Origin of the sequence: Streptomyces sp. NPDC091292 (genome assembly GCF_044757265.1) — a bacterium.
GTDB lineage: Bacteria > Actinomycetota > Actinomycetes > Streptomycetales > Streptomycetaceae > Streptomyces.
This window is the reverse complement of the sequence record NZ_JBIVUQ010000027.1, coordinates 73,038-97,579: the sequence shown is the minus strand read 5'-3', so window position 1 is coordinate 97,579 and position 24,542 is coordinate 73,038. Positions and strand designations below refer to the sequence as shown.

At 72.1% G+C, this 24,542-nt stretch carries 20 protein-coding genes; 10 read left to right on the top strand and 10 right to left on the bottom strand.

Going from position 1 to position 24,542, the window contains the following annotated elements:
• The first annotated feature begins 121 nt into the window (after positions 1-121).
• The 3 genes from ACIQNU_RS39420 (at position 122) to dnaK (ending at position 4,872) form a co-directional block, all read left to right on the top strand.
• Positions 122-2,266: a phage holin family protein gene (locus tag ACIQNU_RS39420; RefSeq protein WP_401376183.1), complete on the top strand. Its 2,145-nt coding sequence runs from the start codon at positions 122-124 to the stop codon at positions 2,264-2,266.
• Between the two features lie 106 nt (positions 2,267-2,372).
• On the top strand, positions 2,373-2,798 hold the full coding sequence (locus ACIQNU_RS39415; protein WP_401376180.1) for an OsmC family protein: 426 nt from the start codon (positions 2,373-2,375) through the stop codon (positions 2,796-2,798).
• A gap of 163 nt (positions 2,799-2,961) precedes the next feature.
• Positions 2,962-4,872 carry a molecular chaperone DnaK gene (dnaK, locus tag ACIQNU_RS39410; RefSeq protein ID WP_401376179.1) on the top strand — a complete coding sequence of 637 codons (1,911 nt, stop codon included), beginning with the start codon at positions 2,962-2,964 and terminating at the stop codon, positions 4,870-4,872.
• Between the two features lie 63 nt (positions 4,873-4,935).
• Here dnaK and ACIQNU_RS39405 read toward each other — a convergent pair whose 3' ends face one another.
• The 4 genes from ACIQNU_RS39405 to ACIQNU_RS39390 all read right to left on the bottom strand — a co-directional run bounded on the left by ACIQNU_RS39405 (position 4,936) and on the right by ACIQNU_RS39390 (position 10,314).
• Complete coding sequence (locus ACIQNU_RS39405; RefSeq protein WP_401376176.1) at positions 4,936-5,802, bottom strand: helix-turn-helix domain-containing protein; 867 nt, start codon at positions 5,800-5,802, stop codon at positions 4,936-4,938.
• Positions 5,803-5,899: 97 nt separating this feature from the next.
• Positions 5,900-6,790 carry a helix-turn-helix domain-containing protein gene (locus ACIQNU_RS39400; protein WP_401376173.1) on the bottom strand — a complete coding sequence of 297 codons (891 nt, stop codon included), beginning with the start codon at positions 6,788-6,790 and terminating at the stop codon, positions 5,900-5,902.
• 141 nt (positions 6,791-6,931) lie between these two features.
• Positions 6,932-9,490 carry an FtsX-like permease family protein gene (locus tag ACIQNU_RS39395; protein ID WP_401376171.1) on the bottom strand — a complete coding sequence of 853 codons (2,559 nt, stop codon included), beginning with the start codon at positions 9,488-9,490 and terminating at the stop codon, positions 6,932-6,934.
• On the bottom strand, positions 9,484-10,314 hold the full coding sequence (locus tag ACIQNU_RS39390; RefSeq protein WP_401376168.1) for an ABC transporter ATP-binding protein: 831 nt from the start codon (positions 10,312-10,314) through the stop codon (positions 9,484-9,486). The genes ACIQNU_RS39395 and ACIQNU_RS39390 overlap by 7 nt, the downstream gene beginning before the upstream one ends.
• 134 nt (positions 10,315-10,448) lie before the next feature.
• Here ACIQNU_RS39390 and ACIQNU_RS39385 point away from each other — a divergent pair, with 134 nt between their 5' ends.
• Positions 10,449-11,765 carry a sensor histidine kinase gene (locus ACIQNU_RS39385; protein ID WP_401376165.1) on the top strand — a complete coding sequence of 439 codons (1,317 nt, stop codon included), beginning with the start codon at positions 10,449-10,451 and terminating at the stop codon, positions 11,763-11,765.
• Positions 11,729-12,397: a response regulator gene (locus ACIQNU_RS39380; protein WP_401376162.1), complete on the top strand. Its 669-nt coding sequence runs from the start codon at positions 11,729-11,731 to the stop codon at positions 12,395-12,397. The genes ACIQNU_RS39385 and ACIQNU_RS39380 overlap by 37 nt, the downstream gene beginning before the upstream one ends.
• A gap of 18 nt (positions 12,398-12,415) precedes the next feature.
• On the opposite strand, the gene ACIQNU_RS39375 is transcribed toward ACIQNU_RS39380, so the two are convergent.
• The gene (locus tag ACIQNU_RS39375) at positions 12,416-12,904 is read right to left on the bottom strand and encodes a hypothetical protein (protein ID WP_401376160.1); all 489 of its coding nucleotides are present in this window, start codon (positions 12,902-12,904) and stop codon (positions 12,416-12,418) included.
• Positions 12,901-13,380: a hypothetical protein gene (locus ACIQNU_RS39370; protein ID WP_401376158.1), complete on the bottom strand. Its 480-nt coding sequence runs from the start codon at positions 13,378-13,380 to the stop codon at positions 12,901-12,903. The genes ACIQNU_RS39375 and ACIQNU_RS39370 overlap by 4 nt, the downstream gene beginning before the upstream one ends.
• Positions 13,381-13,446: 66 nt before the next feature.
• Between ACIQNU_RS39370 and ACIQNU_RS39365 the strand changes: the two genes are divergently transcribed.
• Positions 13,447-14,445, top strand: coding sequence for a helix-turn-helix transcriptional regulator (locus ACIQNU_RS39365; RefSeq protein WP_401376156.1), 999 nt, complete (start codon positions 13,447-13,449; stop codon positions 14,443-14,445).
• Positions 14,446-14,586: 141 nt separating this feature from the next.
• Entirely contained in the window at positions 14,587-15,489 is a 903-nt protein-coding gene (locus ACIQNU_RS39360; RefSeq protein WP_401376153.1) for a class I SAM-dependent methyltransferase, read from the top strand.
• 30 nt (positions 15,490-15,519) lie between these two features.
• Here ACIQNU_RS39360 and ACIQNU_RS39355 read toward each other — a convergent pair whose 3' ends face one another.
• Both ACIQNU_RS39355 and ACIQNU_RS39350 read right to left on the bottom strand, forming a co-directional pair.
• Positions 15,520-16,242 (bottom strand): glycoside hydrolase family 75 protein, encoded by a 723-nt coding sequence (locus ACIQNU_RS39355; RefSeq protein ID WP_401376150.1) that lies wholly within the window; start codon positions 16,240-16,242, stop codon positions 15,520-15,522.
• Between the two features lie 197 nt (positions 16,243-16,439).
• Entirely contained in the window at positions 16,440-17,231 is a 792-nt protein-coding gene (locus ACIQNU_RS39350; protein WP_401376190.1) for an aldo/keto reductase, read from the bottom strand.
• A gap of 325 nt (positions 17,232-17,556) precedes the next feature.
• Here ACIQNU_RS39350 and ACIQNU_RS39345 point away from each other — a divergent pair, with 325 nt between their 5' ends.
• The gene (locus tag ACIQNU_RS39345; RefSeq protein WP_401376149.1) at positions 17,557-18,852 is read left to right on the top strand and encodes a glycoside hydrolase family 105 protein; all 1,296 of its coding nucleotides are present in this window, start codon (positions 17,557-17,559) and stop codon (positions 18,850-18,852) included.
• Positions 18,849-19,958, top strand: coding sequence for a PQQ-dependent sugar dehydrogenase (locus ACIQNU_RS39340; protein ID WP_401376146.1), 1,110 nt, complete (start codon positions 18,849-18,851; stop codon positions 19,956-19,958). The genes ACIQNU_RS39345 and ACIQNU_RS39340 overlap by 4 nt, the downstream gene beginning before the upstream one ends.
• A 28-nt stretch (positions 19,959-19,986) precedes the next feature.
• On the opposite strand, the gene ACIQNU_RS39335 is transcribed toward ACIQNU_RS39340, so the two are convergent.
• Positions 19,987-21,813, bottom strand: coding sequence for an AMP-dependent synthetase/ligase (locus ACIQNU_RS39335; protein WP_401376144.1), 1,827 nt, complete (start codon positions 21,811-21,813; stop codon positions 19,987-19,989).
• A 282-nt stretch (positions 21,814-22,095) separates the two neighbouring features.
• Complete coding sequence (locus ACIQNU_RS39330) at positions 22,096-22,986, bottom strand: LysR substrate-binding domain-containing protein (RefSeq protein ID WP_401376142.1); 891 nt, start codon at positions 22,984-22,986, stop codon at positions 22,096-22,098.
• 159 nt (positions 22,987-23,145) lie between these two features.
• Here ACIQNU_RS39330 and ACIQNU_RS39325 point away from each other — a divergent pair, with 159 nt between their 5' ends.
• Positions 23,146-24,156: a bile acid:sodium symporter family protein gene (locus tag ACIQNU_RS39325; RefSeq protein ID WP_401376187.1), complete on the top strand. Its 1,011-nt coding sequence runs from the start codon at positions 23,146-23,148 to the stop codon at positions 24,154-24,156.
• The last annotated feature ends 386 nt before the right edge of the window (positions 24,157-24,542 follow it).

Below are 24,542 nucleotides of genomic sequence, written 5' to 3'. Positions count from 1 at the left end.
GGAGGGAGTCAGGGCGGCGCCCTGGCGACCGACGACAACGCGGCGAGGTGCGGTGCCAGGGCCCGCGAGCCCGGCCTGATCCAAACGAGAGACCCCAGGTCCAGGTGAGGTGGGGCTCGGCGTGGTGCGAGGGCGATGGCGGACGGTCGTCAGTGCGGTGTGGCGGTCGATCGCCGTGTGGGCGGTCAGTACGGTCACGATGCTCGTGCTGGCCGGCATTCTCCCGGACTTCCGGCTCCAGTCGGCCGACGGTGACAGCGCCACCCGTATCGCGATCACGGCCGCCCTCGGCGCCGGTGCCTTCGGTCTGCTGTCCGCCCTGGTCTGGCCGCTCCTGGTGCGGACCCTGCTGCTCGTGCCCGCGCTCGTCCTGGGGCTCCTCGTCTTCTTCCTCAACGGCTCGCTGCTCCTGCTCGCGCTGCGGCTCAACCCCTCCGGGCGGACCGACGTCGCCCCCGAGACCGCCGTGGTCGTCGCCGCCGTGATGTCCGCCGTCGCGTCGGCGACCGGCGGCGCCCTCGCGGTCCGCGACGACGACGCGTACCGCCGCAGGCTCTACCGGCTCGCCGACCGGCGACGCCGCCGCCAGGCCGCCGAAGCCTGCCCGCCCACCCCCGGCACCGTCTTCCTCCAGCTCGACGGCGTCGGCCACGACGTCCTCACCGACGCGGTGCGCCGAGGGCTCGTACCGACCCTCGCGGCCTGGCTCGGCGAATCCGGCGGTGAACCCGGCGGCGAGCCCACGCACCGGCTCACGCCCTGGCGCACCGACTGGTCCAGCCAGACCGGCGCCAGCCAGCTCGGCATCCTGCACGGCAGCAACCACGACATCCCCGCCTTCCGCTGGTACGAGAAGGACACCCGCGAGGTCATGGTCTGCAACCGGCCCACCAGCGCCGCCGAACTCCAGCGCCGCGCCGTCCGCTACACCGGCGACGGCGGCCTGCTCACCGTCGACGGCGCCAGCCGCGGCAACCTGTTCAGCGGCGGCGCCGACCAGCTCGCCCTCGTCCTGTCGGTCGCCGCCCGCCGGGGCCGCGAGAACCGCTCACGGGCGGGCTACTTCGCCTACTTCAGCGACCCGGCGAACGCCGTCCGTACCGTGCTGTCCTTCTTCGCCGAGGTCGGCCGGGAGATCGGGCAGTCCACGTACGCGAAGGTCAAGAAGCGCCGGCCCCGGGTCTCGCGCGGCGGTCTCTACCCGTTCATCCGGGCCTTCGCGACCGTCGTGGAACGCGATGTCGTGGTGGCGGCCGTCATCGGCGACATGCTCGCCGGGCGCAGCGCGGTCTACGCGGACCTCGTCGCGTACGACGAGGTGGCGCACCACTCCGGCCCGCGCAGCCGGGACGCGGAGAAGGTCCTGGAGCGTCTGGACCGGTCGCTCGCGCTGATCGAGAAGGTCGCCGAGCACAGCCCGCGGCCGTATCGGATCGTGGTCCTCTCCGACCACGGGCAGAGCCCCGGCGAGACCTTCCTCGGCCGCTACGGGCTCTCCCTCGGCAATCTGGTCAGGGCCGGCTGCGGGCTGCCCGTACCGCGCCGCGCCCGCCGCACCCACAGCGGCGCCGAAGCCCGAGCCGCGGTCCGCGCGGCCCTGCGCAGGCCGGTCGAGGAGGGCGCCGAGCAGCACCGCCCGTCCCGCCACTCGGAACCGATCGTGCTGGCATCCGGCAACCTCGGCCTGGTGTCCTTCCCGGACGTCCCGCACCGTATGACCCGCGAGGAGATCGACGCCCGCCACCCGGCCCTGCTGTCCACCCTCGCCAACCATCCGGGCGTCGGCTTCGTCCTCGTCGCCAGTGAGCGGCACGGCGGGCTCGTGCTCGGGGCGCACGGCGCGGAGGTCCCGCTCGCCGACCTGGACGCCGATCCGGGACCGCTCGCCGACTTCGGGCCGGGCGCCGCCGACGCCGTCCGCCGCACCGACGGCTTCCCGCACGTCGCCGACATCATGGTCAACTCCTGGTACGACCCCGAGGACGGCGAAGTCCTCGCGTTCGAGGAGCAGATCGGCTCGCACGGCGGGCTCGGCGGCGCCCAGGGCCGCCCCTTCCTGCTCTCCCCGGTCGAGCTGCCGGACCCGGTCGCCGACGGCGGCGCACTCGTCGGCGCCGAACACGTCCACCGGGTGCTGCGGCACTGGCTGCGGGTGGCCGACGGACCTCAGGTGCCGCTCACCACGCCCGTGTCCACGGCCGCCGACCGCGACGGCGAAGGTGAGGGCGACGCCGACGGCGAGGGTGAGCAGGCGTCCGTCGCCTGACCGCCCGCGACCCCGGGGACCCGTCTTCCTCGTGCGCCGACGCGGGATGTGGTCGGATGGTGGCCACGGAACCCGGCAACGGGTCCTGAACCGAAAGGGATTCATCGTGGCAACCACGCGCTCCGCACACACCGTGTGGGAAGGCAACCTCCTCCAGGGCAACGGCGTCGTCACCTTCGACTCCTCCGGCATCGGCGACCAGCCGGTGTCCTGGCCGTCCCGGGCCGAGGCGGCGAACGGCAAGACCAGCCCCGAGGAGCTGATCGCCGCCGCGCACTCCAGCTGCTTCTCCATGGCGCTGTCGCACGGCCTGGCCGGTGCGGGGACCCCGCCCACGAAGCTGGTGACCTCGGCCGATGTGACGTTCCAGCCCGGTACGGGCATCACCGGCATCCACCTCACGGTGGAGGGCACGGTGCCCGGCATCGACGAGGACGCGTTCGTCGCGGCGGCCGAGGACGCCAAGAAGAACTGCCCGGTCAGCCAGGCGCTGACGGGGACGACGATCACGCTGGCGGCGAAGCTCGCCTGACCTCCGTTCCGGTGCACGACCCGGTGCCGCGTCTCCTCACGGGGCGCGGCACTGTTCTGTCTCCGGGAATGTCCGGCTGTGGGGTTGACAGTGGCGCACTCAAGTTTTGTGATGGAAGGAGGGACAGAGAGGCAGACCGGGGTGGGCCGGAAGGGGTACGGACATGTCGCGTGCGGTCGGGATCGATCTCGGGACCACGAACTCGGTGGTGGCCGTCCTGGAGGGCGGCGACCCCACGGTGATCGCCAACGCCGAGGGAGCCAGGACGACGCCGTCGGTGGTCGCCTTCGCGAAGAACGGTGACGTCCTCGTCGGCGAGGTGGCCAAACGCCAGGCCGTCACCAATGTGGACCGCACCGCGCGCTCCGTGAAGCGGCACATGGGCGACGGGGCGTGGCGCTTCCCCGACGAGGGCAGCATCGACGGCACCCGCTACACCGCGCAGGAACTCTCCGCACGGGTCCTCCAGAAGCTCAAGCGGGACGCGGAGGCGTATCTCGGCGAGGACGTCTCGGACGCCGTGATCACCGTGCCCGCGTACTTCGACGACAGCCAGCGCCAGGCCACCAAGGAGGCCGGTGAGATCGCCGGGCTGCGGGTGCTGCGCATCATCAACGAGCCCACGGCCGCCGCCCTCGCCTACGGACTCGACAAGGGCGACGAACAGACCGTCCTCGTCTTCGACCTGGGCGGCGGCACCTTCGACGTGTCGCTCCTGGAGATGGGCGACGGCGTCATCGAGGTGAAGGCCACCAACGGCGACACGCTGCTCGGCGGCGACGACTGGGACCAGCGGATCGTGGACCACCTGGTCAAGCAGTTCAAGAACGCGCACGGCATCGACCTCGCGAAGGACAAGATGGCCCTCCAGCGGCTCCGTGAGGGCGCCGAGAAGGCCAAGATCGAGCTGTCCTCGTCCAGCGAGACCGGCATCAACCTGCCCTACATCACCGCGTCCGCCGAAGGCCCCCTGCACCTGGACGAGAAGCTGACCCGCGCCCAGTTCCAGGAACTCACCGCCGACCTCCTGGAGCGCTGCAAGGCGCCCTTCCACCAGGCCGTCAAGGACGCCGGCGTCAAACTCGCCGCGATCGACCACGTCATCCTCGTCGGCGGCTCGACCCGGATGCCCGCCGTCACCGACCTCGTCAAGGAACTCACCGGCAAGGACCCGCACAAGGGCGTCAACCCGGACGAGGTCGTCGCGCTCGGCGCCACCCTCCAGGCCGGGGTGATCCGCGGCGACGTCAAGGACGTCCTGCTGCTCGACGTGACCCCGCTGTCCCTCGGCATCGAGACCAAGGGCGGCATCATGACCAAGCTCATCGAACGCAACACGACGATCCCCACCCGGCGTTCGGAGATCTTCACGACCGCCGCCGACAACCAGCCGTCCGTCGGTATCCAGGTCTTCCAGGGCGAGCGGGAGATCGCCGCGTACAACAAGAAGCTCGGCGTCTTCGACCTCACCGGGCTGCCGCCCGCGCCGCGCGGGGTGCCGCAGGTCGAGGTCGCGTTCGACATCGACGCCAACGGCATCATGCACGTCTCCGCCAAGGACCTCGCCACCGGACGCGAACAGAAGATGACCGTGACCGGCGGCTCCGCGCTGCCGAAGGACGACATCGACCGGATGATGCGCGAGGCCGAGCAGTACGCGGACGAGGACCACCGGCGCCGCGAGGCCGCCGAGACCCGTAACCAGGCCGAACAACTCGTCTACCAGACCGAGCGGTTCCTCCGGGACAACACGGACCGCATCCCCGCGGAGACCCGTACGGAGGTGGAGGCGGCCGTCGGCGAACTCAAGGCGCTCCTCGCGGACGAGGCCGACACGGCGGCGCTGCGCGGCGGTGTGGAGAAGCTCGCCACCGTCAGCCAGCGCATGGGGCAGGCCATGTACGCGTCGGCGTCGGCGGGCGAGGGCGCCCCGCAGGACGGCGCGGGCGCGGCGGGCGGTACGGGCGGCTCGGGCGGGCCCGACGAGGCGCGCGGGGACGACGACGGCGTGGTCGACGCGGAGATCGTGGACGACGACGACCGGGACACGAAGGGCGGCGCCGGGGCCGCGTAGACGAGAGCGTGAACGCTTTGCGCGCGCCTTACGCGGACGACACCCGCGCACCCCCCGGAACGCTCACGTCTTCCACGAGTCGCGGTACTCCCGCAGCAGTTCGACCGTCCGGTCGGTCGACGCGGCCAGCGCGGACATGTGGTCCAGGACCTCCAGATACGTGACCACCTCGGGCCGCGCGTCCAGATACACCGCACCGGTCAGGAACTCGCTGTACACGAGGTCCGGCAACTCCGGCTCCGCGAAGCGGAACAGCGCGAAGGGCCCGTACGTCCCCGGGTGCGGGCCCCGGGCGAACTCGGCGATCTGGAGCGTGATGCGCGGCTCCTCGGCGGCGTCCACAAGACGCTGCGCCTGCTCCCGCATCAGCGCGGGCCCGCCCACGGGCCGCCGCAGCACCGTCTCGTCCATCACGACCCACAGATGGGGCGCGTCGGGGCGCGTCAGCAGCTCCTGACGGTCCATCCGCAGGGCGACATGCCGGTCTATCTCGTTCGACTGCGACTGGCCGAGCGTCCCGGCGGTCATGACCGCACGGGCGTACGCCTCGGTCTGGAGGAGTCCGGGTACGAAATGCGGCTCGTACGCGCGGATGACCTGCGCCGCGCCCTCCAGGCTGACGTAGAGACTGAACCAGTCGGGCAGGACGTCGTGGTACCGCTGCCACCAGCCCGGCCGGTTGGCCTCCTCCACCAGCGACAGAAAACCGTCGACCTCGTGCTCGGAGACGCCGTACGTCATCAGCAGGACCTGTACGTACGGAACCTTCAGGGTGACCTCGGCGGTCTCCATGCGGCGGACCGTGGCCGCGGTGACGCGCAGAGCGCCCGCCGCCTCCTCACGTGTCAGCCCTTTCGACTCCCGCAGTTCCTGAAGACGTCTGCCCAGCACCACCTGACCCACGGTCGGCGCCGGCCGCCTTTCACTCACCTCACGCCTCCCCACGCGCCGAGTCCCCGCGCAGTGTGTCATGGACCCGCTACTGTCCGGGGACACTCCGGCCATCACATGGAAACTAACGTTCCGCTCATGTCCCGAGTGCCCGAAGATAGGTCACTGTGGCCGGATCCGCAGGGACAAACGTCTCTATGGCCAGTTCTGCCACGGTCACGTCCATCGGTGTGTTGAAGGTGGAGATGGACGACACGAAGGACAGGACCTGCCCGTCGTGCTCGATCCGGAGGGGGAGCGCGAAGGGCAGGGGCGGGGCTGTGACCTGCGGGTCTGTGCCGTCAGGGCCGTCAGCGGCGCCGTCAGGGGTGGCGGAGGTGTCCGGCCCGTCCGTGAAGGGGTACGCGGCCACCTCCTCGTACAGGGCCCGCAGCGCGTCGGAGCGGTCCAGGGCGATCTGCCGCCGCATCTGGTCGAGCAGATGGCCCCGCCACTCGGGCAGATTCCGGATCCTGGGCGCCAGGCCATCCGGGTGCAGGGTGAGCCGCATCGAGTTCAGCGGCGGCGCGAGCAGCCACTCGGGGACGCCCTCCAGGAGCATCGCGATGCCACGGTTCGCGGCCACCACCTGGTACGTGGCGTCCACGACGACCGCCGGATACGGCTCGTAGCCCCGCAGAAGCTGGTCGAGACCGGCGCGCAGCCCGGACAGCGCCGGGTCGTCCAGGGGCGTCTCCGGGAAGCGGGGCGCGTAGCCCGCGGCGAGCAACAGGGCGTTGCGCTCACGGACCGGGACGTCCAGATGGTCGGCGAGCCGCAGGATCAGGTCCTCGCTGGGGCGGGAGCGGCCGGTCTCGACGAAACTGATGTGGCGGGCCGAGGAGTCCGCGCGCAGCGCCAGTTCCAGTTGGCTGATCCGGCGCCGCTCACGCCAGCTCCGCAGCAGCGGGCCGATTCCCTTGGCCGTCGGGGCGGTTGCCGTCGGCGGGGTCGGGGTGCCGGAAGTGGCGGGTGCGGCGGTCGTCATGTCTCGACGGTACGCGGTGACCGGCACCGGCACCGATCGGGGCCGGTGCCTCCCGTACGGATCGGACCGGGCTCCCGGGTGCGTGAAATGGCTTGATCCGAACGCAAGATCCCGGCCACCCCGCCGCCCGTCGTGGCGTGATCAGTCCCGTACCCCGGCCTGTTCCGTGGCGCCGCGCCGCAGGACGAGGGCGGCGGGCACGACGGACGCGACGACGGCGAGCACCGCGCAGGCGGCCACGGCCGTTCCGACGGCCGTCCAGGGCAGCGTGACCGTGGCCGGTGCGGACAGCAGGCGCAGCGCGGTCCCCATCCCCGCCAGATTGGCCCCCGCGACCAGCAGGCCCAGCACTCCGCCCACCGCCACCACCGTCAGCGCCTCGGCGGCCACCAGCCGGAGCACCTGCCACCGCGTGGCCCCGGCCAGACGCAGTACCGCCAGGTCGCGCACCCGGTCCGAGGTCGCCATGACCATGGTGGTGGCCACGGAGATACCGGTGTAGAGGAGGGCGATGCCCAGCACCAGCAGGAGGCCGAGCCGGGTCGTCCGGTTCGTCTCGGGGTAAGTCGCCGCCACCCACTGCTCCTTGGTGAGGACCCGCCCGCCCGACGCCTTCGCCACGGCGTGCAGCTCGGCGGCCACGGTGGCCGAGGCGTCCGTGTCGCCGCCGTCCGCGAGGGCGACGTCGATCCGGTCGACGGGGGCGCCCGGTGCGTTGCGCGGGGTGACGTACACGCCGTTGTTCCCGGTGCCGGTGGCCAGTACGGCGACGATCCGCAGCGACTTCTCCGTGCCGTCGCCGAGCCAGACCCGCACCCGCTGCCCCACGGTGTGCCGCTGCCACTCGGCGTTGACGACGATCGAACCGTCGTCCAGATCGCTCACCTTCCCTGCCTCGACCGGCAGCCGTGTGGTGGCGGCGAGGGCGGCCGGGTCGGCGGCGCGGGCATCGGACCTGATCAGCGCCGTGCCGTCCTCCAGGACGTGGACGGCGCCGGAGGCGGTCGCGGAGATCTCCGCGCCGCGCACAGCACGCAGCTTCCGTACGGCCGCCGCGTCGAAGCCCTCGCCGTTCGCCGGGGTGACCACGAAGTCCGCGGCCGTCTGCTCCCGCGTCTCCGCGGCCTTCGCGCCGTTCAGCGTCGCCGTGGCGCCGAGGAGCGAACCGGCCAGGGCGACGGTGACCAGGACGGGCGCCGCGACCGCCGCCGTGCGCCGCACACCGGCGGCTGCGTTCTCCCGTACGACCATGCCGCCCGCGCCGGGGAGCCGGGCCGGGAGCCAGGCGATCAGCCGGACCAGCGGGCGCACCGCGACCGGGGCGAGCAGGGCGACGGCGGTGATCAGGAGCATCGGGCGGCTGACGTACGTCTTGCGGTGCAGCAGGTCGCCCGGGTCGCTGACCAGCGCCAGAGCGAGCGTCACGACGGCGGTCGCGAGCAGCGCGACACCGCACACCAGCCGCCCCCGGGTCAGCGTCCGGGTGTCCACGGACGCCTCGCGCAGCGCCTGCGCGGGCGCGGTGCGCCCGGCCCGCCACGAAGCCGCCACCACACCGCACAAGGCGACCAACAGGCCCGTCCAGAACGCCAGGTGGTACGGCCAGGTGTGCGCGCCGATGGTGAACCAGCCCGGTGCGAGACCGCCGTCGACCAGCCGGGCGGCGAGCGGCGGCGCGGCGTACGAGCCGAGCACGCAGCCGGTGGCCGAGGCGAGTACGCCCACCACCAGGGCCTCGAAGAACACCGTCCGGCGGATCTGGCCCGGGGTCGCCCCCGCCGTGCGCAGCAGCCCGAACTCCCGGCGCCGCTGGGCGACCGCGAACGCGAAGGTGGACGCCACCACGAAGACCGACACGAAGGCGGTGACGCCGCCGGCGGTGCCGAACAGGGCGTTCATCGCGGTCAGGGTCTCGCTGTCCCGGTCCGGGTCGGCGTCGGCGTACCGGCGCGCGTCACCGGTCAGCACCTGGACACCCGCGACCTCCGCCGTGCCCGCGCTGTCGCGCACCGCCGCCCGCACCGCCGCCGGGTCCGCGTCCACGACGAGTTGCACGCTGCGCGGCGACAGGGCGGCGGCGCGGTCGTCGGGGTAGAAGACGGCGTTCTCGAAGCCCTGCGCCTGGTGACCCTGGCCGGACCCGGCCCACTTCCCCCAGCCGGTGTCCCGCTCGGCGCCGCCGATCCGGACGGTCCCCACCACCCGGACCGTCCCGCGATCGGTCCGTACCCGCGTGCCCGGCCGCGCCCAGTCACCGCTGACGACGACCTCGTCCGCCGCACGCGGCGCGCGCCCCGCGTCGAGCGTGTACGGGGCGAAAGCGGCGGTCGACCAGGGGTGACCCACCAGATCGTCCGGCCCACCCCGGGCCCGTACCGGGAACGACCGGTCCTCCACGACCCTGCCCAGCTCCCTCAGCTTCGTGACGGTCGCGGCGGGCACGGTACGCGGCCGGTCGAGCTTCCCCACCCGGTCGACCACGCGGTCACCGGCGGCCGTGGGCACCCGCAGCGTGTCCGCGCCCCTGACGACGACCGGTGCGGCGGCGAACCGTTCCGGTTTCCGGTCGGGCGCCGTCGACGACGAGGCGAGGGCGAGGCCCATCACCGCGATCAGCGCCACGCCCAGCGCGAGCGCGACGAAGCTGCCGACGAAGGTGGTCCAGCGGGCGCGCAGGGTGGACAGGGCGACGCTCAGCACGGGACGGCCTCCAGTCCGGCCAGGTGCGCGGCGATGTCCCCGGCGCCCGCCCCGGCCAGCTCGCCGTGGACCCGTCCGTCGACGAGGAAGACCACGCGGTCGGCGTACGCGGCGGCCACCGGGTCGTGGGTGACCATGACGACGGTCCGGCCGGTCCCGTCATCCCTGACCTCGGAGCCCTCGGAGCCCTCGGCGCCTGATCCGCCGTCGACCATGGATCGCAGGAGCCCCAGTACCTCGCGGCCGGTACGTGAGTCGAGGGCGCCCGTCGGTTCGTCGGCGAAGAGCACGTCGGGGCGGGTGATCAGGGCGCGGGCCAGGGCGACCCGCTGCTGCTGGCCGCCGGAGAGCTGGGCGGGCCGGTGGCGTGCCCGGTCGCCGAGGCCGACCTGTGCGAGCGCTTCGCGCACCCGGGATTTGGCGGGGCGGCGGCCGGCCAGCCGCAGGGGCAGCGCGACGTTCTGTTCGGCGGTGAGGGACGGCAGCAGGTTGAACGCCTGGAAGACGAATCCGACGCGTTCGCGGCGCAGCAGGGTCAGCCCGGTCGCGCTGAGCCCGGTGAGTTCGGTCCCGGCCACGGTGACCGAGCCCGACGTGGGGCGGTCGAGACCGGCGGCGCAGTGCAGCAGGGTCGACTTGCCGGAGCCCGAAGGGCCCATGACGGCGGTGAAGGTGGCGCGCGGGAAGGCGAGCGAGACGCGGTCGAGCGCGGTCACGGCGCCGTCGCCCGACCCGTACCGCCTGCTGACGGCGCGCAATCGGATCGCGTCGCGGGTGCCGAGGTCTTCTACGGCGTCGGAGGTGTCGGTGGTGTCGGTGTGCATGCGTCAACGAAACCGTCCGGCGGTGGCCCGGCGCAGTACGCCGGGGGCGAGACCCGGGGTAGGGCCAGGCATACCCCCCACCCTCGTGCTGGGGCGGTGGCACCGGCCCGACCTGGCCTTCTACGGTGAGGGCCATGCCCACTCGCGTCCCTCGCGCCGCCCGCACCGTATGGCAGGCCCTGCCGGCGCCGGGCTACCTCCGGTCGCCGTGGCCCTGGCGCTCGGCCGCCTATCTGCTCACCGGCGTGCCTGTCGGAGTTGTCGTCCTCGTGGCGATCGTGACCACGGCGGTCGCCGGTGCCGTCCTCGCGGTCGTCCTGGTCGGGTTCCTGCTGCTGCTCGCCGCTGTACTCGCCGGTGTCCCGGTGGCCTGGGCGGAGCGGCGCAGGCTGCTCCTCATCGACCGGGACCCGGCGCCCGACCCGCACCGGACGCCCGCCGCCAGGGGCCTGTGGCCTTGGCTGACGACCCGGCTGCGCGAGCGCGCGACCTGGCGCGAACTCGGGTACACGCTGCTCTTCGGGGTACTGCTCTGGCCGGTCGACGCCCTCGCGCTCACGGTCGCCCTGTTCTTCCCGCTGTCCATGGCCCTGACCCCGCTGCTCCTCGCCACGGCCGGCGACGGCCGCGAGATCAAGGTGCTCAAGCAGTGGACGGTCACCACGTGGCCGGCCGCCTTCGCCGTCGCGCTGCTCGGACTCCTCCTGCTCGCCGTCGGCGCCTACGTCCTGGGGATCGCGGCCGGTGCCCGTGCCGAGCTGACCCGCGTACTGATCGCGCCGCGCGCGGGCGACCCGGTCGCGCGGGTCGGGGAACTGACGCGCTCACGCGTCCGGTTGGTGGACGCCTTCGAAGCGGAGCGGCGGCGCATCGAACGCGATCTGCACGACGGGGCGCAACAGCGGCTCGTGGCGCTGACGATGACGCTCGGTCTGGCCCGTATGGACGCGCCACCGGGACCGCTCGCCGACCAGTTGGCCACGGCCCACGCGGAGGCCGGGCGGGCCCTCGCGGAGCTGCGCGAACTCATCCACGGCATCCACCCCAAGGTCCTCGCGGACTACGGCCTGCACGCGGCGGTCACCGACGCCGCCGACCGCTCGGCGGTCCCCGTGGACGTCGACCTGGACCTGACGGGACGGCTGCCCCGGGCGGTCGAGGCCGCCGCCTACTTCGTGGTCTGCGAAGCCCTCGCCAACGTCGCCAGGCACAGCGGCGCCGACCGCGCGGAGGTCAGCGGGGGACACCGCGACGGGCGGCTGTTCCTCCAGGTGCGCGACGACGGCCGGGGCGGCGCGGACGCCGGGGCCGGCAGCGGGCTGACCGGGCTCGCCGACCGGGTTTCGGTGCTCGATGGCACACTTTCCCTGTCCAGCCCGCCGGGCGGACCGACCCTGTTGCGTGTGGAGTTCCCTTGCGAACGGACCGATCAGGCCCCGCCCTTCGCGTAGTACTCGCCGAGGACAGCGTGCTCCTCCGGGACGGGCTCGTCGCTCTGCTCACCCGCTGCGGCCACCAGGTGGTGGCGGCCGTCGGCGACGCCACGGCCCTGGTCGCCGCCGTCGAGGAGTACGGGCCCGACATCGTCGTGACGGATGTGCGGATGCCTCCGGCGTTCCAGGACGAGGGGCTGCACGCGGCGGTGCGGCTGCGCGAGAAGCGGCCCACGCTGCCCGTCCTGGTCCTCAGCCAGTACGTGCAGCGGGCGTACGCCGCCGACCTGCTGGACTCCGGCGACGGTACGGGCGTCGGGTATCTGCTGAAGGACCGGGTGGGGCAGGTCGAGGAGTTCGTGGACGCCCTCCGCACGGTCGCGGACGGCGGCACGGTCGTCGACCCCGAAGTCGTCCGCCAACTGCTGCGCCGCCGCCGCGATCCGCTGGAGCGGCTCACCCCGCGTGAGCGGGAGGTCCTGGCCCTGATCGCCGAAGGCAAGTCGAACGCCGCGATCGCCCGCGACCTTGTCGTCTCCGACGCGGCCGTGGGCAAGCACATCAGCGGCATCCTCACCAAGCTGGACCTGCCCCCGGCGGACGACACCCATCGCAGGGTGCTGGCGGTCCTCGCCTACTTGAGGGCGTGACGCGGACCGGCCACGGTCCTACGCCCGGGTGAAGTCCATGATCCAGTTGGTCAGCCAGCCGCCCTCGCCGCCCTCCGTGCCTTCCGTGGCCTTCCCGCCGGTCCTGAACGCCTGCTCCCAGCGGGCCGACGTCGGCGTGAGGCGCTGCCACAGGAAGCGGACCCGGACCGGCGTGCCCGCATAGCTGTCGTCGCCCTCGAAGACGCCCCGGCCGTCGTCGCCGAAGGAGCCCCTGACCGGCGGTTCCAGGGTGCCGGTCCGGCTGGACGACCAGTACAGCGACCACTCCTTGGCCGCCGGGTCGAACAGGCGCAGCGTCGCCCCCTTGAAGCCCTGGCTCGGGCAGTCCATCTCGTCGACGTTCGCGGCGCCGTCGAACAGAGCCCAGCAGCGGTGCGTCGCCTGGAACTCCTGCCAGCCGCTCGACGGATCGAGGTAGTCCTCGCGCCGGCGGTTGCTGATCGTCCAGTCTCCGTGCAGGAAGTCGAAGTCGTGGGCGGTGGTCATGTGCGGTCTCCAGTCGTGCCGGCGGCGAGGGTGTCGGTGAGGTAGGCGTCGAGGTCGGGAGCGTCCGGCGCGAGTATGTGCCGTACCCAGGCGTCCCGTTCATGGCCGATCGGCGGCAGCTCCCACACACAGCCGATCCATGGCAGGGACGGCACCACGAAGTGTGTGGAGTCCCGGTCGGGGCAGCCGAGCACCGGCTGTCCGGCGGCGGCGTTGCGGTAGTGCAGGACGTTGTCCCACACCCAGCTGTACGCGTTCAGATAGGCGCCGTCGTCGCCGCCCCGGTGCAGCACCACGAAGGTCGCGGGCGGGGTGCCGTCCGGCTCGGGCAGCAGCTCGGGCAGGATCGCGTACGCCGCCTTCTCGACGTCCGGCGCGATCCCGGCAGGGTCGGCGGTGACGTGGTAGCGCTTGATCCACCGCCCGGCCACTTCGATCGGTGCGGGAACGGTCAGGAATTTCTCCGTGAAGGCCATGCCCGCACGTTAGGACGCCTTCCCTGACACCTTCTGTCAGGGAAGGCGGCGGCGGATACTGGGCCCGTGCGCGCCGACCGACTCGTCTCCCTGCTCCTCCTGCTCCAGAACCGGGGCCGGATGACCGCCGACCAGCTCGCGGCCGAGCTGGAGGTGTCCGTACGGACCGTCTACCGCGATGTGGAGGCCCTGCACACGGCGGGCATCCCGCTGTACGGATCGTCCGGGCACGCCGGGGGCTACCGGCTCGTCGCCGGATACCGCACCCGGCTCACCGGTCTCACCGCCCGGGAGGCGGAGGCCCTGTTCCTGTCCGGGGCGCCCGACGCGGCGGCCCGGCTCGGCCTCGGCCCGGTGCTGACCGCCGCGCAGCTCAAGGTGCGGGCGGCCCTGCCGGGCGAACTGGCCGGGCACGCCGACCGGATCAGCGCCCGCTTCCACCTCGACGCCCCCGGCTGGTACGCGGCCGACGAGGACGTCCCGTATCTGACCGCCGTCGCCGACGCCGTCTGGAACAGCAGGGCCCTGCGGGTCCGCTACCGCCGCTGGAAGGAGCCCACCGAGGTCGAACGGCGCCTGGAGCCGTACGGGCTCGTCCTCAAGGCGGGCCGCTGGTACGTCGTCGCAGCCGCCGGCACCTCCGGTGCGCCCCGCTCGTACCGTGTCGACCAGATCCTCGAACTCGACCCGCTGGACGAGGAGTTCGCCCGCCCGCCCGCCTTCGATCTCGCGGCGTACTGGACGGCGTACCAGCGGGACTTCCACGCGCGGCTGCATCAGGCGGAGGCCGTGGTGCGGCTCTCGCCCCGGGGGCTCGCGCGCCTGGGCGGGGCCGCCGCGCGCGCCGCCGAGGCGACCGGCCGCACCGAGGACGACGGCTGGACACGCGCCGTACTGCCCATCGAGTCCGTCGCCCACGCGCATGACACGTTCCTCGGGATGGGGACGGACATCGAGGTCGTGGCGCCCGAGGAGCTGCGCCTACGGATGGCGGGGACGGTACGGGAACTCGCCGGGCGCTATGCGGAGAGCCCCGACCCGATGGCCCGTTCCACCGGCGAGTAGGGCCCCGTCGGACCGCTCCCGTTCGTACGGGAGCGCCGGGCGCCGTGGCAGCGGGATTTGCCGGATCGGCAAGGCTGCTGGCCATACGAGGGTGAGCGCGAGCACGCTGACCCGGTACCCGACGGAAGGCGGCCCCCGGCCATGGCGCACCAGCAGGACGTAACCCCGCACCGCCACCACCACCCTCATCATGGCGACGACCACACCCCCATGGACTGGGTGGAGATGGCGCCCCTCCTGGAGCGCAACGCCGAGATCTCCGCGCCGATGTACACCCGGGCGGCGGCCTGGCTCGCCGAGACGCGGCCCGCGCCCCGCCGGATCGTGGACGCGGGCAGCGGCCCCGGCGTGGTCGCCTGTCTGCTCGCCGAGGTGTTCCCGGGCGCCGATGTGGTCGCCGTGGACGCCGAGGAGGCGCTGCTCGAACGGGCCCGCGCGCGGGCCGAACGCACCGGGCTCGGCGACCGGGTGCGCACCCTGCGCGCCGAACTCCCCTCGGGACTGGACACATTGGACCCCGCCGACCTGCTGTGGGTGGGCAAGTCGCTGCACCACGTGGGCGATCAGCGGGCCGGGCTCACCGCGCTCGCCGGGCTCCTCGCACCCGGCGGACTCCTCGCGCTCCTCGAAGGCGGCCTCCCCCCGCGTTGCCTGCCCCGCGACATCGGCATCGGGCGCCCCGGACTGCAGAGCAGGCTCGACGCCGCCGAGGACGAGGCGTTCACGGAGATGCGGGCCGCGCTGCCCGGCGCGAAGAGCGAGACCGAGGACTGGCCCGCCCTGCTCACCGCCGCCGGACTGCGCCCGTCCGGTACCCGTACCTTCCTCACCGACCTGCCCGCCCCGCTGTCCGGACAGGCCCGTGACCATGTCGTCGCCACCTACGAACGGCGCCGCGACGCCTTCGCGGACCGGCTCGCCGACGACGACCGGGCCACCCTCGACCGCCTCCTCGACCCGGCCGACCCGGCGAGCCTCCACCGGCGCCCCGATGTGTTCCTCCTCGGCGCGCAGACGTTCCACACGGCGGTCAAGGACGGCTGAACAGGGCTGAACAGGTCCGTCGGAAGCGCCTCAGTTGTTCTGGAGGAACTGCTGGGCCAGTGAGTTCCCGAGCGTCACGGCCGCGCTGTGGCTCTCGATGGGGGAGACCTGCGAGTTCTTGAACAGGATGTACGTGACGCCGGAGTCGGCGCCGCCGGTCGCCGGGTCGGGGTCTATGCCGAGGGCCTTCGCGGTGGCGTACGACGCCTCGCCGATGATCTGGCTGGGGCCCGTGTCGCCGACGACGGCGTACTGGACCTGGTTGTTGTAGACGACGGCGACCACTCCGCCGCCCTTGATACCGGCGCTGCTGTAGTTCCAGATGCTGCTGGAGCTGGGCACGACGACGTACGGCAGGGTCTCGGCGTTGAGCGGTTTGCCGTTCGACTGGTGGAAGGCCGTGTCGTCCTGGAACCACGGGTCCGTGGAGCTGTTGCACTTCGACGTGGGCTGGCCGTCGCAGTCGATGTCCATGTCGGCCTTCCAGAACACGGCGCCGTTCTTGCCGCACACCGGGATTGTGGCCGAAGTCTCCTCGTCGGTGCGGTACTTGCCGTTCGAGAGCTGTATACAGCTCTGGACCTTGGCGAGCAGTTGGGCGGCGGTGACCGTGCCTTCCTGCGCGACAGCGGGTGCGCCGGCGCCGGTTTCGGCGCCCGGGTGGGCGGACGGCTGGGCCGTGGCGGGGAGCGCGGCGAGGGCGAGCAGGGCGGCGCCGGAGAACGCGGCGAGGGTCAGTGATCGATTACGCACTGTGGGGGACCCTTCTGTTAGGAAAGTTTCCTTACCGGGCCCGGTCAATGTGGTGGTGTCGGCAGGGTCACGTCAAGCCCTTCCGGGGGTGGTTTGACCCGGGGTTTGCCGAAGGGGCCGTGCCTGCCCACGGCGAAGGGCGCCGCCACCCGCCGGGGTGACGGCGCCCTTCGCCGTAAAGGTCAAGTCGCCGTGGATCAGGCCGAGTTGAACGTCCTGGGGTCCAGGCCGAGACGCCGGTTCTCGTTGAGTGCGCTGATCGCCGCCATGTCCTCGGTGTCCAGCTCGAAGCTGTACACGTCGATGTTCTCCCTGATCCGGGCCGGGGTCACGGACTTGGGGATGACCACATTGCCGAGCTGGATGTGCCAGCGCAGCACGATCTGGGCCGGGCTGCGGCCGTGCTTCTGGGCGATGGCGATGATCGCCGGCACTTCGAGGAGGCCCTTGCCGGAGCCCAGCGGCGACCACGCTTCGGTGGTGATGCCCTGCTCCGCGTGGTACTCGCGGGCCTCGCGCTGCTGGAGCTGCGGGTGCAGCTCGATCTGGTCGACGGCCGGAATCACGGACGTCGCGTCGATCAGCCGCTCCAGGTGCTCCGGCTCGAAGTTGGAGACACCGATGGCGCGGGCGCGGCCGTCCGCGAGGATCTTCTCGAACGCCTTGTACGTGTCGATGTACTTGTCCCTGGCCGGGGTCGGCCAGTGGATCAGATAGAGGTCGACGCGGTCGAGGCCCAGCTTCTCCAGCGAGGTGTCGAAGCCGCGCAGCGTCGCGTCATAACCCTGGTCGGCGTTCCAGAGCTTGGTCGTGACGAAGAGGTCGTCGCGGGCGATCCCGGAGGCGGCGATGGCGCGGCCTGTGCCCTCCTCGTTGCCGTAGATCGCGGCGGTGTCGATGCTGCGATATCCGGCATCCAGCGCCGTGGCGACCGCCTTCTCGGCCTCGTCGTCCGGCACCTGCCAGACACCGAAGCCCAGCTGCGGCATCGCGACACCGTTGTTCAGGATGATCGGGGGGACCTTGCTCACTGGCTCTTGATCCTTCACGTCGTCGTAGGTACTCCCATCGTCAACGGTCACGAGCCTTGCCGCATTCCAGGGCCCGCCGGTGGACCGGTGCGGGGGAGATTGGCCGAATAGCGCTCCGACCTTATCGGTCCGAGCCATTGACCGCGCCCCGCCGCCCCGCGACCCTGTTGCACATCGCTGAACACAGGACACCCATGTGAACGCCCTCTGTGACCCGTGGGCCTTCTGCGTTCCCCCTGTGCGCCCCTGAACCCCCCACCTTCAGGAAGGCAAGGACGCGTTCATGAACGATCCGCATTCCCCGGCTGAGACCCCTGACCCCGAAACATCGGATGACCGGGCCGGTCCGCGCCGCGTACGCCGCGTACGTCTCCCGCGCACCGCCCTGACCGCCCTGCTCCTGGGCGCCACCCTCTTCGCCGGCCAGGCCACCCCCGCCTCGGCCACCCCCGCCGCCTCCGCATCCGCGCAGGCCCCCACCACCGCGACGTCCACCGACTGGTCCGTCGCCCTGGTCGAGTCGACCATGGCCCGCTACACACCGCAGTCCATCGGCGGCTGGTCGTACCCCGTCGGCCTGTATCTCTACGGCCAGTACCTCACGTACCAGCGCACGCACGACGCCCGGTACCTCACCTACATCAAGGACTACGTCGACCGGTTCGTGGACGGCTCCGGGGGTATCGGGCGGAGCTTCAACGACCTCGACAGCATGCAGGCCGGGCGGCTGCTGACGATCCTTCACCACGAGACCGGCGACGACCGCTACCGGATCGCCGCCCGCACGATCCGCGACCGTCTCGACACCTACCCCCGCACCTCCGACGGAGGCTTCTGGCACGCCACCTCCGCGAGCCGCGCCCACCAGCTCTGGGCCGACGGCGTGTACATGGTGAACCCGTTCCTGGTCGAGTACGGCAAGGAGTTCGGCGACTCGGCGTACACGAACAGCGAGGCGGCCACCCAACTCGCCGTCTACGGCGGCAACTTGCAGGTGTCCAACGGTCTGCTCAGGCACGCGTACGACGAGTCCCGCACCGCGAGCTGGGCCGACCCGGACACCGGGCGCGCCCCGGAGCACTGGTGCCGGGCCATCGGCTGGTACTCCATGGCCGTCGTGAACGTCCTGGACGCGATCCCCGCCGACCAGCCCCGCCGGCCGGAGTTGCTGAGCATCCTGCGGAAGCTCGCGGCCGGGCTTGAGCGCTACCAGGACCCGGCCACCGGACGCTGGTTCCAGGTCGTCGACAAGGGCGCGCAGCCCGACAACTGGACCGAGACGTCCTGCTCCAGCATGTTCACCTACGCCCTCTCGCGCGCCGCCCAGCGCGGCTATGTGGACGCGCACTACGCCAAGGTCGCCCGGCGCGGACACCAAGGCGTCCTCGCGAAGATCGCCTTCGGCCCCGACGGCCGGACCGACCTCACCGACATCTCGATCGGCACCAACGTCGGGGACTACGCCTTCTATGTGGCGCGGCCCCGGGCGACCAACGACTTCCACGGTCTGGGGGCCTTCCTCATCATGAACGAGCAACTCCGGCGCACCACCGCCCCGGGACGGGGTGAGGGCTCATGACCGCCGCGCCCCGGATGTCCCGCGCCGTGGCCGTCGTGGCGGTCCTCCTCCTCACGGCGGGCCTCGTCCAGGCCGTGCCGCACACGGCGCATGCCGCGCCCGCCGACGACGGCGGGGTGCCCACCGGGATCACCACCGTGTCCAGCGGCTGGTCCATCCCCTGGGGTACCCACTGGCTGCCCGACGGGCAGTCCGCGCTCGTCACCGAGCGGGACACGTTCAAGGTCTTCAAGGTCACCCCGGACGGAGTCAGGACCCAGGTCGGCACCGTGCCCCAGGCGGTCACCACGGGCGGTGAGGGCGGTCTGCTCGGCGCCGCCGTCGACCCGCAGTGGGCCACCAACCACCGCGTGTACTTCATGCACACGGCGGCCGAGGGCAACCGTGTCGTCCGGATGACCTACGACGGCACGGCGCTCACCGGATACACGGTGCTGCTCCAGGGGATCGCGAAGAACAGGTACCACAACGGCGGACGGCTGGCGTTCGGCCCCGACGGCCTTCTCTACGCCTCCACGGGCGACGCCCAGAACTCCTCGCTCGCCCAGGACAGGAACTCCCTCAACGGCAAGATCCTGCGGATGACCACGGACGGCGCCCCGGCCCCCGGCAACCCGTTCGGCACCTACGTCTACAGCCTCGGCCACCGCAACCCGCAGGGCCTCGCCTTCGACCGCAACGGGCGGCTGTGGGAGGCCGAGTTCGGCAACAGCTCCAAGGACGAGCTGAACCTGATCAAGCCGGGCGCCAACTACGGCTGGCCGACCTGCGAGGGCACCTGCGGCACCGCCGGGATGACCAACCCGAAAACCGTCTGGAACGTCGCCGAGGCCTCGCCGAGCGGCCTCGCCGTCGTCGGGAACGTCGTCTATCTGGCCGCCCTGCGCGGCCAGCGGCTGTGGCGGATCCCGATCACCGGCGACACCGAGAACGTCGGCCCCGCGACCGCGTACTACGTCGGTTCCTACGGGCGGCTCCGCACGGTCACCAAGGTGCCGGGGCAGGACCAGCTCTGGGTCTCCACCACCAACGCCGACAACAACGGGACGGGCGGCGCCGGTTCGGACAAGATCTTCCGCGTGACGATCGGCCAGGGCCCGCAGTGACCCACCCCGACCGGTTCCCGGGGAGCCGTCAGGCCCCGTACAGGGCCGCGACCTCCTTCTCGTACGCCTGCTCGATGGCCTTGCGCTTGAGCTTCAGCGACGGGGTGAGCAGGCCGTGCTCCTCGGTGAACTGCCGGGCCAGGATGCGGAACGTACGGATCGACTCGGCCTGGGACACCAGCGTGTTCGCGGCGACGACCGCGCGCCGCACCTCGGTCTCCAGGTCCGGGTCCCGTACCAGCTCGCCGGGTGTGAGCTGGGGTTTGCCGCGCATCGTCAGCCAGTGCTCGACGGCCTCGCCGTCCAGGGTGACGAGCGCCGCGATGTACGGACGGTCGTTGCCGACGACGATGCACTGCGCGATCAGCGGGTGGTCGCGGACCCGCTCCTCCAACTGCGCGGGCGACACGCTCTTGCCGCCCGACGTCACCAGGATCTCCTTCTTGCGCCCGGTGATCGTGAGATACCCGTCGTCGTCCAGGGCGCCGAGGTCACCGGTGGCGAGCCAGCCGTCGTGCAAGGTCGCGTCGGTGGCCTTCTGGTCGCCCAGATAGCCCTGGAAGACGTTGGCGCCGCGCAGCCACACCTCGCCGTCGTCCGCGATGTGCACGGTCATCCCGGGGATGGGCTGGCCGACCGTGCCGTACCGGGTGCGCTCGGGCGGGTTCGCGGTGGAGGCTGCCGTGGTCTCGGTCAGCCCGTACCCCTCGTAGATGGTGACCCCGGCGCCGCAGAAGAACAGGCCGAGCACGCGGTCCATCCCCGAGCCGCCCGACATCGCGTGCCGCACCCGGCCGCCCATCGCCTCGCGGACCTTCGCGTACACGAGCTTGTCGAAGAGCTGATGCTGCATCCGCAGCCCGGCGGACGGTCCGGGGCCCGCCCCGAACGCCTTCGCCTCCAGCGCCTCCGCGTACCGCACCGCCACCTCGACGGCCTTGTCGAAGGGACCCTCCTTGCCGTCCCGTTCCGCCTTGCGACGGGCCGCGTTGAACACCTTCTCGAAGATGTACGGGACGGCCAGGATGAACGTCGGCCGGAACGCCGCCAGATCGGGCAGCAGCGCCGCCGCGTTGAGCTGCGGCTGATGGCCCATCTTGACGTGCCCGCGGACGGCGGCGACCTGCACCATCCGGCCGAAGACATGCGCCAGCGGCAGGAACAGCAGGGTGGCCGCCTCGTCACCGCGCCGGGAGTGGAACACCGGCTTCCAGCGCGCGACCATGGTGTCCGCCTCGAACATGAAGTTGGCGTGCGAGATGACACAGCCCTTGGGGCGGCCCGTGGTGCCCGAGGTGTAGATGATCGTCGCCACCGAGTCCGGTGTGACGGCCCTGCGGTGCCGGTGCACCACCTCGTCGTCCAGGTGCGCGCCCGCCTCGTACAGTTCGCGGACCGCGTCCACGTCGAGCTGCCACAGCCGGCCGAGGTTCGGCAGCCGGTCGATGACCGTGGCGATGGTCATCGCGTGGTCCTCGTGCTCGACCATCGCCGCCGACACCTGCGCGTCGTGCAGCATCCAGAAGACCTGCTCCGCCGACGACGTCGGATAGACGGGCACCACCTGGGCGCCGACGCTCCACAGCGCGTAGTCGAAGAGCGTCCACTCGTAGCGGGTACGCGACATGACGGCCACGCGGTCCCCGAACCGCACCCCTTGTGCGAGGAGCCCCTTGGCGAGTGCCAGCACCTCGTCACGGAACTCGGCGGCGGTCACGTCGCGCCAGGCGCCGTCCTCGTCCTTGCGGCCCATGACGACGTGCCCCGGTGTGTCCAGGGCATGTTCGTAGACGGTGTCGGCCAGTCCGCCCACCTGCGGGGCCGACGCCAGGGGAGGGGTCGTGAACTCGCGCAATGATGCTCCTCGTGGCGCTCCGCACAGCGCCGTGACGGTACCCCACCGCCTGCCCGCGCGGGAGGGCTCGCAGCGGGGCGCCCGGGGGCGTGAACCCACTGGTCAGCCGGTGAAATCCGGCCACAAGGGGAGGGGCGGGACAGAATCATGACGGCTCGGTAAGTTCCGGAGCCGTAACCTCCACCGAATCTGTACGGGGCGGTTACCGGGGTTCTACCCCGGGAGACCTTTCGGCAGGACCCCGGAAGGATCACTTCCGGTCCAGACCTGGGCTGATACGTGTCACCGGGCGCGGTGCAACCGGTCGCCGCCCGCCAGGATCGCCGCCGCGAGGGCGTCCGCCGCGCCCGGCGCCGTACCGCCGCCCCGCCCGCGCCCCGTGCCCCGCTCCCGGCCGTGTAGCAGTACGAAGTCGACCTCGCCCAGCTCCGGCAGGCCCGCCCGCTCCGGCACCCGCACCAGACCCGGCGGGATCAGGCCGCGCGAGTGGGCCATCACCCCGAGACCGGCGCGGGCCGCCGCGATCAGCCCGCTGAGGCTGCCGCTCGTGCACGCGATCCGCCACGGCCTGCCCTGCCGCTCCAGCGCCTCCAGGGCCAGTGCCCGGGTGATCCCCGGCGGCGGGTACACGATGAGCGGCACCGGCCGCTCCGGATCGAGGCGCAGCCGCTCCGCGCCGATCCATACCAGCCGGTCGTGCCACACCCGCTCGCCCCGGGTGTCCTGCGGTCGCCGCTTGGCGAGCACCAGGTCGAGTTTGCCCGCCGCCAACCGCTCGTGCAGGGTGCCGGACAGCTCCACGGTCAGCTCCAGGTCGACCTCCGGATGGTCGTGCCGGAACGCCTCCAGGATCTCCGTGAGCCGGGTCAGCACGAAGTCCTCGGAGGCGCCGAACCGGAGCCTGCCGCGCAGGCGCGTCCCCGTGAAGAAGGCCGCCGCCTGCTCGTGGACCTCCAGGAGCCGGCGCGCGAAGCCGAGCATGGCCTCGCCGTCCTCGGTGAGGTCCACGGAGTGGGTGTCCCGGGTGAAGAGCTGGCGCCCGGTCGCGTCCTCCAGGCGCCGCACATGCTGGCTCACCGTCGACTGGCGCAGCCCGAGCCGCCGCGCCGCCTGCGTGAAGCTCAGCGTCTGCGCGACGGCGAGAAAGGTCCGCAGCTGGGAGGGGTCGTACATGCTTCCAGCCTACGTCGGTCATCGCGATCCGTGATGACAGTGAGAGTGGTATGCCGGATTCCCGATCAAGGTAATCGAGAGGACCATGGGGAGGGCACGATCTGAACCGAGAGCAAGGACGCGAGTTTGCGCACCCACGCCCGTCGGTGGCCGTCCCGGCTGCCGCTCGACCCGTACATCTTGACGCTGCTCGCGACCGTGGGCCTGGCCGCGCTGCTGCCCGCCCGGGGCGTGTACGCCGAGGTCGCGTCCGGCGCGTCGACCGGCGCCGTCGCCCTCCTCTTCTTCCTCTACGGGGTCCGCCTGTCGACCCGTGAGGCGCTGGACGGGCTGCGCCACTGGCGGCTCCACGTCACCGTCCTCGCCTGTACGTTCGTCGCCTTCCCGCTGCTCGGCCTGGCCGCCAGGGGCCTGGTGCCGTACGTCCTGACGCCCGCCCTCTACGGCGGCTTCCTCTTCCTCACCCTCGTCCCCTCGACGATCCAGTCGTCCATCGCCTTCACCTCGCTCGCGCGCGGGAACGTGCCCGCCGCGATCTGCGCGGGCTCCTTCTCCTCGCTCGCCGGGATCGTGCTGACCCCGCTGCTCGCGGCGGCGCTGCTCGGCAACAGGGGCGGCGGGTTCTCGGCCGACGCGGTGGGGAAGATCGTCGTCCAGCTCCTGGTGCCGTTCGTCGCGGGACAGCTGCTGCGGCGCTGGCTCGCCCCCTTCGTCACCCGGCACAAGCAGGTACTCGGATTCGTGGACCGCGGCTCGATCCTGCTCGTCGTCTACACCGCGTTCAGCGCGGGCATGGTCCAGGGCATCTGGCACCAGGTCACCCCGCTGCGGCTGCTCGCGCTGGTCGGCGTGGAGGCGGTGCTCCTCGCGGTGATGCTGTCGCTGACCTGGTACGGCGCGAAGCGGCTCGGCTTCGGGCGCGGGGACCGGATCGCCATCCAGTTCGCCGGGTCGAAGAAGTCCCTCGCGGCCGGACTGCCCATGGCCAGCGTCCTGTTCGGCGCGCACGCGTCGCTCGCGGTGCTCCCGCTGATGCTGTTCCACCAGTTGCAGCTGATGGTCTGCGCGGTCATCGCGAAGCGCCGCTCGCGCGACCCCGAACCCGTGGTGCTCCCGTCTCCGCGCGGACACGCCACCGCCCTCCCGGTCGGAGCCCGGAAGGGCGGCTGAAGCGGTAGCGGGAAATCCGGAGCGGTGCCGGAACTGCGCGATCGGCCACCGAAGGCCCGCGGCTTCCGCGCCGGTCTTCCGGCGGAGCCGTCAGCGGTCCAGCGGCAGCCACAGGACGGTGTCCCGGCCTGCGACTCCGGTCGACGGTGCGGTGCTGAAGCGGTACCGGGAAATCCGGAGCGGTGCCGGAACTGCGCGATCGGCCACCGAAGGTCCGCAGCTTCCGCACCGGTCTTCCGGCGGAGCCGTCAGCGGTCCAGCGGCAGCCATAGGACGGTGTCCCGGCCTGCGACTCCGGTCGACGGTGAGGTGCTGGAGCGGTGCCGGGGAGTCCGGTGCGGTGCTGCGCCTTTCAAGGGGCGCGGGGAACTGTGCGATCGGCCACC